6 protein-coding genes are annotated in these 7,632 nt (G+C 64.7%); 1 reads left to right on the top strand and 5 read right to left on the bottom strand.

All coding sequences use genetic code 11. The features are described 5' to 3' along the window. The 3 genes from AC5RW2_RS29935 to AC5RW2_RS29925 all read right to left on the bottom strand — a co-directional run. Positions 1-1,342: carboxypeptidase regulatory-like domain-containing protein (locus AC5RW2_RS29935; RefSeq protein WP_494074815.1), on the bottom strand; the 1,342-nt coding region annotated here is incomplete at its 3' end. Positions 1,343-1,534: 192 nt separating this feature from the next. Then, positions 1,535-2,194, bottom strand: coding sequence for a Maf family protein (locus AC5RW2_RS29930; RefSeq protein WP_493963953.1), 660 nt, complete (start codon positions 2,192-2,194; stop codon positions 1,535-1,537). 249 nt (positions 2,195-2,443) lie between these two features. After that, a complete protein-coding gene (locus AC5RW2_RS29925; RefSeq protein WP_493963954.1) occupies positions 2,444-4,174 on the bottom strand; it encodes a DUF885 domain-containing protein in 1,731 nt (576 codons plus the stop codon). A 168-nt stretch (positions 4,175-4,342) separates the two neighbouring features. Here AC5RW2_RS29925 and AC5RW2_RS29920 point away from each other — a divergent pair, with 168 nt between their 5' ends. After that, entirely contained in the window at positions 4,343-5,599 is a 1,257-nt protein-coding gene (locus AC5RW2_RS29920) for a serpin family protein (protein WP_493963955.1), read from the top strand. A 22-nt stretch (positions 5,600-5,621) separates the two neighbouring features. Here the strand turns inward: AC5RW2_RS29920 and AC5RW2_RS29915 are convergent, their stop codons facing one another. Further along, complete coding sequence (locus AC5RW2_RS29915; protein WP_493963956.1) at positions 5,622-5,897, bottom strand: acyl-CoA carboxylase epsilon subunit; 276 nt, start codon at positions 5,895-5,897, stop codon at positions 5,622-5,624. After that, on the bottom strand, positions 5,894-7,489 hold the full coding sequence (locus AC5RW2_RS29910) for an acyl-CoA carboxylase subunit beta (protein WP_493941234.1): 1,596 nt from the start codon (positions 7,487-7,489) through the stop codon (positions 5,894-5,896). Before AC5RW2_RS29910 ends, AC5RW2_RS29915 begins: the two co-directional genes overlap by 4 nt. Positions 7,490-7,632 lie beyond the last annotated feature (143 nt).

Here is a 7,632-nt window from a genome sequence, read left to right as displayed (position 1 = left end):
AGTCGTAGTCCGTATCGTAGACGGTGGCCTCGATCCAGGTGGGGTCGACGCCTTCCGGTAGAGATACCGTTCCGGAGATGCTGGCGGCTTTGGCGAGATCGGCGTTGATGGCGGTGCGGTCTTCGCCGTCGCCGAGTTTCAGGATTTGGGCGTCCTCGAAGGATTGGGCGCCGTCGAACCACTGTGAGAGCGCGCCGGAATCGCCGGCGGAGAACTGAATCTTGTACTGACCGGCTGCCAGGCCAAAAACCGTGTAGGTGCCGTCCTCTTTGAGCTGTGCGGAACTGGCCCAGTTGTAGTCGGCGTGGTAAACGATAGCGCTGACCCGGGTGGAGTCAAAGCCTTCCGGCAGCCCGACAGTTCCGGAGATGCTGGCGGCTTTGGCGAGTTCGGCGTTGACGTTGGTACGGTCTTGGCCGTCGCCGAGTTTCAGGTTTTGCGCATCTTCGAAGGAGTGGGCACCGTCGAACCACTCTGAGAGCGCGCCGGAATCGCCAGCGGAGAATTCCAGTTTGTAGTCGCCGGCTGTCAATTCTTCGAGGCTGTAAGTACCGTCTTCTCCCACCGAGGTAGAGGTTACGTAGTTCCATGGGTCGTCGGTGTACGCCCGAACCTCTACTCCGCTGAAGCTGGTGCCGTCGGGAACAACAATGGTCCCGGAGATGGTGGCAGTAGCCGATGCAGCAAGTGAGGGTGCTATTGCGGCTCTCTTCGAGCTTGCAGCCTCATCCTTCGAGCTTGTGGCCTCGCGCTTTGTGTCTGGCCTCGCCGGTTCGGTCTTTTCCTTCACCTTAGATTCGGGGTTGATCCCCGCTTGCTCGTCCAGCTCAGTCGCTGGGGCGGACGGAGCCGTGGCTTCTGCATCGGCCGCAGTGGCGCTGTCTTTCGTTTCAGCATCAGTGCCGGATGGCTTGAGAGTCAAGGAGACGTCGACGCCGGTCAAGGCCTCCGCCCCCAGTGTGATCGGGGCTGCGCTGTCGAATGTCGCAGAGTTTCCGTGCCAAGCTGCGGCGACTTCTTCGTCGCTGCTCACGTACTCAAGCTTGTAGTCGCCCGAGACCAGGTTTGTCAGGACGTAGCGGCCGTCGTCGGCCACCTTCGTAGCTGCGGTGACTTCGTGGTCGGAAGCGGTGAACGCGCGCACCGTGACAGAGGCCGGCGAATGCCCTTCCGGAACTGTCACGGTGCCCTCGATCGAACCGATTTCGGCAGCAATAGCCGGAAGGGTTCCTAAGGAGAGCAACGCTGCCAGCAGGACCGCAAAGACATATCTGAGACTTAGCCGGCTTGGAGGCCGTGAGTGAAACATGAAGTACCCCAACTCGTGTGCGATGAGGGGCACTCTGCTGACGGCGCCAAACTAGATCCCCCCAGTCTGATGACGTCAGACAAGAACGAATATAGGCGAGCCTTTTGCAGTTGTTTCGGGCGAACTAATGCTCTGCTAGCAGAATTAGGGAAAAAATGATGAAACGGTTAAACAACATGATTTTGAGGTCATAAAGGCGGCCACTGATTAAAGAATGGCGTGGGCCTATTGGTGCCATAGGTCGGTGATCTGGACATTCGCGCTACCCAGCAGTCGCCGGAGGGTGGAGACCGACAGTCCGACGACGGCATGCGGGTCGCCGTCGACCCGCTCGATGAAGGCCCCGCCCAGCGAGTCGATGGTGAAAGAACCGGCAACGTGGAGGGGTTCGCCGGTGGCCACGTAGGCGTCGATCTCGGCGTCGGAAAGCTGGGCAAAATGCACCGCTGCTGAGGCGACCGCGCCCACGGTGGCACCCGATCCGGCGTCGTCGTTGTCTTGGTCTTCGGAGTCAAAGGCGGTGGTGCGGCAGTCCACCAGCCAGTGGCCGGTGTGCAGCACGCCGTGCCGGCCGCTCATCTTGCGCAGTCGTTCCCGGGCGACTCCCGGCTCGTACGGTTTGCCGTACGGGTCGCCGTCTAGTTCAAACACCGAGTCGCAGCCGAGCACCAGGGCGCCGTCGGCCTCGGGAAGGGCCGCCACCGCTTCGGCCTTGGCCCGCGCCAGCAGCAGGGCCGTGTCATGCGGGTCGGTGACCCCGTAGCTGGCCGTGACAGCGTCCTCGTCCACCTCCGAGACCAGGACCTGGTGCGTGATGCCGGCTTCGGTCAGGAGTTTGGTGCGGGCGGGGGACGCAGAGGCGAGGATCAGGCGAAGGTCGGTCACCCGACCAAGCCTATCCGCTGCCGGAAAGCCAACCTTGCTTAGCGTGTTTCCGCCCTGTGATCTGAACGTAAAGAACTGCCGCGGTTCTCCCCGAGCCGGTTGCCTGACCGTACGATTTGGGGCGGGAGCTTGCTCCCGCCGGAGAGTATGCCCCGAACGGGCAGAAGGGACCCGGCACAGGAAAGGGCCGGTGCACCGTTGGGGGATGCATCGGCCCTCCTGTTTGCCCGCACAGGTTGAGTGGTTAGGTCAGCTGTCTGTTGGAACCGGTTCGTCGCCCAGCAGCGCGCGCCGCAGCGTATCCAGCCCGACCGAGCCGATGTTCAGCGCCTGGCTGTGGAATGCCTTGATGTCGAACGCAGCACCTTCACGGCGCCGGCGCTCGTCGCGGATCTCCTCCCAGAGCTTCTGGCCCAGCTTGTAGGACGGGGCCTGGCCCGGCCAGCCCAGGTAACGGGTGAACTCAAAGTCCAGTTGGCCCTTGCTGATCGCAATGTTCCGGCGCAGGAACTCGTAGCCCTTCTCCGGAGTCCAGGTTCCGGAACCCCAGCGTTCGGGGACTTCCAGCTCCAGATGGACTCCGATGTCGAACACCACGCGGGCCGCGCGCATCCGCTGTGCGTCGAGCATTCCCATCCGGTCGCCCGGGTCGGCCAGGTAGCCCAGCTCGTCCATCAGTCGTTCGGCATACAGGGCCCAGCCTTCGCCGTGGCCGGAGACCCAGCAGATGTTCCGCCGCCAGTTGTTCAACAGCTCGCGGCGGTAGGTCGCCGTCGCAATCTGGAGGTGGTGGCCGGGAACGCCCTCATGGTAGACCGTGGTGGCCTCTTTCCAGGTGGTGAAGCTGTCCTCGCCTTCCGGTACGGACCACCACATGCGGCCGGGCCGGGCAAAGTCATCGCTGGGGCCGGTGTAGTAGATGCCGCCTTCATGCGTCGGCGCGATCATGCACTCCAGCCGGCGCATCGGCTCGTAGATGTCGAAGTGTCCGGACAGTTCGTCCACGGCCTTGTCGGACAGGTCCTGCATCCAGGCCTGCAGTTCATCCGTGCCGTGCAACTGCCGCTTCGGGTCAGCATCCAGCAGTTCCATCGCTTCTTCGATGCCGGCGCCGGGCCGGATCTGCTCGGCGACGGCTTCCTGTTCCGCGATGATCCTGTCCAGCTCCGCCACGCCCCAGGCGTAGGTGTCCTCCAGATCCACCGCGGAACCCAGGAACCGGCGCGACATCAGTGCGTAGCGTTCCCGGCCAACGGCGTCCTTCTCCGGCGCGGCCGGCAACACCTCGGTTTCCAGCACGGCCGCAAGCTGGCCGTAGGCAGTGGCCGCGGCTTCGGCGGCCGCCGCCAGCCTGTCGCGCAGATCCTGGGACAGCTCGCCCTCTTCGGCCGCAGCCTGCCCGGCCAGGGTCCGGAAGAAGCCGTCCTCGGCCGCATACGCTCCGGTTTGCTCCATGACAATGCGCACTTGCCGCTTGGCAGCGACCAGCCCGCGGTCCTTGGCTTCGCGGAGGGAGGATACATAGCCGGCGATCGCATCGGGGACGTGGGCCATCCGGCCGGCAATGTTGTTCCAGTCCTCGACGGTCCGGGTGGGCATCAGGTCGAAGATGGCGCGGATGTCCTGGGCCGGCGAGGCGATGTTGTTCAGGTCGGCCAGATTCCAGCCGGTCTCGTGGATTTCCAGTTCGAGGCCCAGCCGCTCGTGCATCGCGTCCAGCGTGACCCGGTCCACGTCGTCGGTGGGTTCCAGATCCTCCAGCCGCCGCAGGGCTTCCCGGGTGACCTCGGCGAAGGCCTCCGCGCCGGCCGGCGAGAAGTCGGGATACTCGGTCTCGTGTCCGGGGATGCCCAGCGAGGTTGCCAGCGATGGATCCAGCTCCAACAGGGCTGCTGTGTAGGCGTCCGCCACGGCGTCGATGGCGGACGGAATGCGCCCGGGTTCCGGGGTCTTGGTCAGTTCAGATGTCTGCTCAGTCACACCGAGAGCCTACCGGCAACCAGTTGCCTTGGGCCACGTAACGCTGCGGTGGCGGTCTTTTTAGCCCCTCGAATCACGGTCTGACTCCAGTTGTCATCGGATCGTAGCCAGCGGCATCTGGCACTGATCCCCGCCAACGCCTAGGTTGGGGTCAACGGTCAGGAGAACATGGTGCGAAGAAGGACGACGGCGGCGCTTGCCGCTTTGGGGCTGGCGCCGGTCGTTATGCTCGGCGGCTGCGCGGCGCCTCCCGAACTGCTGACGGCGGAGGGGGTGGCCCGGGCTGACGCGGCGGGCGAGTTTCCGGCGGAAATCGACGCATTGCGGAGATCCGCCTTCAGGCTGGGGGCAGCCATGCTCGCGGCTGCCCCGGAGCGGAACCAGGTGACGGCCCCGGCGAGTCTGCTCTACGCCGTGGCGATGCTCCGTGCCGGCGCCGGCAGCACTACCGCCGACGAGATGGACAGAGTTTTAGGTTTGCCGGAGCAGAATCTGGACGCTGCCTTGAACTCCCTGCTGGCCCGGTGGGAAGAATTCGACGGCGACCCCGGCTCAGTCGATGAGGATGAGCCGCCCAGCCGGCCGCTGATGCATCTGGCGAACGGGGTCTTCGTGGACGCACAGACGCCGACCGGCGAGGGCTACCTGCGCATTCTGGCGGAGCATTACGGTTCCGGCGTCTACCCGTTGGACTATTCCGATCCGTCGACGAAAGAGGCCATGGACGCATGGGTGGACCACCACACCGGCGGCCGGATCACCGAAGCTCCGGGCAGTTTTAGCCCCGACAACACGCTGACCCTGCTCAACGCGGTGTACTTCGCGGCTGCCTGGGAGCAGCCGTTTGACCCGTCGGCTACCGAGGACGCAGATTTCACCACCGCGTCGGGGGAGCGGGTTTCCGTACCCATGATGGGCAACCTGGTCCAGGCCTGGTACGCCCGCGGGAAGGGCTGGCAAGGCATGGACCTGCCCTATGCCGACGGGTTCGTCATGCGGCTCATCCTGCCCGACGGCGGCACACCGGTCATGGACCAGGCCGGACTGGCGGAAGTGGCGACGGTGATGGATGGCGCCGACGAGGCCATGGTCGTTCTCGAGCTGCCCCGCTGGAACCACACGCACCGGCAGGACCTGTTGCCGATCCTGCGCGGGCTCGGACTCGGCGAGACTTTTGGCCCGGCGCCGGACCTGGAGGCCATCCAGCCGTACGCCTCGGTGACCGGGGCGGCCCAGCAGGCCAACATCACGGTCGGCGAAAAGGGAACCATCGCCGCCGCCGTGACCGAACTGGATGTGCTGTCCGGTTCGTTGCCGCCGGAGCCCGACATCGAGCTTTCGTTCGACCGGCCCTTCCTTTACCAAATCATCCACTTGCCCACAGGTTTTCCGCTCTTCCTCGGCACCGTGATGGATCCGCGCTGAGCCACCCCGCCGTCGGAATGATCTAACGGAAAGTGTGCCGCCAGGCTCCGGGTCCATGCGAGACGAACGGCCTCAGCAGCGGCCGGCGGGGGCGCCGGGCCCGGCGCGACGGAGTGCCCGCCTGCCCAGAGGACTGCAGGGCGGCAACGACGGCGGTCAGGGCTGCGAGTTCCTCCCGCGTCGGGTTGCCCTTGGTCACCGTCAGCAGGGGTGGCAGCCGCACTGCATCGTCGCCGAGCTGGAGTCCGGCTGGATCGGATGCGGGTGCGGTAGCTGCGGTTTCTGGCCGAGTGCTCATAGCGGAATGTTCCCGTGCTTCTTGTGCGGCATGGTGGCCCGTTTGTCGCGCAGTGCGCGCAGCCCGCGGACCACTTGGAGGCGGGTGTCCGACGGCGCTATCACGGCGTCGACATAGCCGAGTTCGGCAGCCTGGTAAGGGTTGAGCAGCTCTTCCTCGTACTGCGCAATGATCTCCTGCCGGCGGGCCTCGACGTCGCCGCCATCCGCAGCCACGGCCGCAAGGTCGCGGCGGTAGAGGATATTGACGGCGCCCTGGGCACCCATCACCCCGATCTGCGCCGTGGGCCAGGCCAGGTTCAGGTCGGCACCGAGCTTCTTGGAACCCATCACAATGTACGCCCCGCCGTAGGCCTTGCGGGTGATAACGGTCAGCTTGGGCACGGTGGCCTCGGCGTAGGCGTAGAGCAGCTTGGCTCCACGCCGGATGATGCCGTTGAACTCCTGGTCCTTGCCGGGCAGGAAGCCGGGCACATCCACCAAGGTGAGGATGGGGACATTGAAGGCGTCGCAGTGGCGGACGAACCGGGCCGCCTTTTCCGAGGCGTTGATGTCCAACGTGCCGGCAAACTGCATGGGCTGGTTAGCGACGATGCCGACCGTGTGCCCTTCGACGCGGCCGTAGCCAATGATCACGTTCGGTGCGTACAGGGACTGCATCTCCAGGAAGTTGCCGTCGTCGACGACGTGCTCGATCACGGTCCGCATGTCGTAGGGCTGGTTGGCCGAGTCCGGAATCAGCTCATCCAAGGTCAGGTCGTCGTCGGTGATCTCGAGTACTTCATCGAATTCGAGCGGCGGGGCCTCGGCCAGGTTGTTCGAGGGGAGGAACTCCAGCAGTTCGCGAACGAATTCGATGGCATCGGACTCGTCGGCGGCCAGGTAGGTCGCGGTGCCGGTGGTGGCATTGTGCTGGCGTGCTCCGCCCAGAGTCTCCATGTCCACTTCTTCGCCGGTGACGGTCTTAATCACGTCAGGCCCGGTGATGAACATGTGGCTGGTCTTGTCCACCATCACCACAAAATCCGTCAGGGCGGGGGAGTAGGCGGCGCCGCCCGCGCACGGCCCCATGATCAGCGATATCTGGGGCACGACGCCGGACGCGGCAACGTTGTTGCGGAAGATGTCCGCGAACATGGCCAGCGAGGCCACGCCTTCCTGGATGCGGGCGCCGCCACCGTCGTTGATGCCGATCACGGGGCAGCCATTACGCAGGGCGAATTCCTGCACCTTGACGATCTTCTCGCCGTTGACCTGCGACAGCGATCCGCCATAAACCGAGAAGTCCTGGCTGTACACCCCCACCAGGCGTCCATCGACGGTGCCGTAACCGGAGACAACGCCGTCGCCGAGCGGCTTCTTTTTCTCCATCCCGAAGGCAGTGGACCGGTGCGTTGCCAAGGCGTCGAATTCGACGAAGGAACCTTCGTCGACCAGCAGTTCGATCCGTTCCCGGGCGGTGTTCTTGCCACGGGCATGTTGCTTCTCGATCGCCTCGGCGCCGGAGGGCTGCAGGGACTCCGCCTGGCGGCGGCGGAAGTCCGCAATCTTGCCTGCAGTGGTCTGCAGGTCAAGGTCTTGATCGAGGCTCATGAAATCTCCGGATTCTGCCGAGGGTGTCGGACGCTGGCGGCCTGCAGGCAATTAAGTAGGTTTCGTACAAAACAGCGGAGCACAGGCGCGTCGCTGAACCAAGTCTAGTGAGCAGCGGCGGGACGCCTGCTGTAGGAACCCTA

Source organism: Arthrobacter sp. B0316-1-20, from assembly GCF_059091865.1.
This window is presented reverse-complemented; position numbering and strand designations above follow the sequence as displayed.

Coding starts and splice junctions, on each gene's coding strand:
- AC5RW2_RS29920 (WP_493963955.1), top strand. CDS start 4,343: ATGGTGCGAAGAAGGACGACGGCGGCGCTTGCCGCTTTGGGGCTGGCG.
- AC5RW2_RS29915 (WP_493963956.1), bottom strand. CDS start 5,897: ATGAGCACTCGGCCAGAAACCGCAGCTACCGCACCCGCATCCGATCCA.
- AC5RW2_RS29910 (WP_493941234.1), bottom strand. CDS start 7,489: ATGAGCCTCGATCAAGACCTTGACCTGCAGACCACTGCAGGCAAGATT.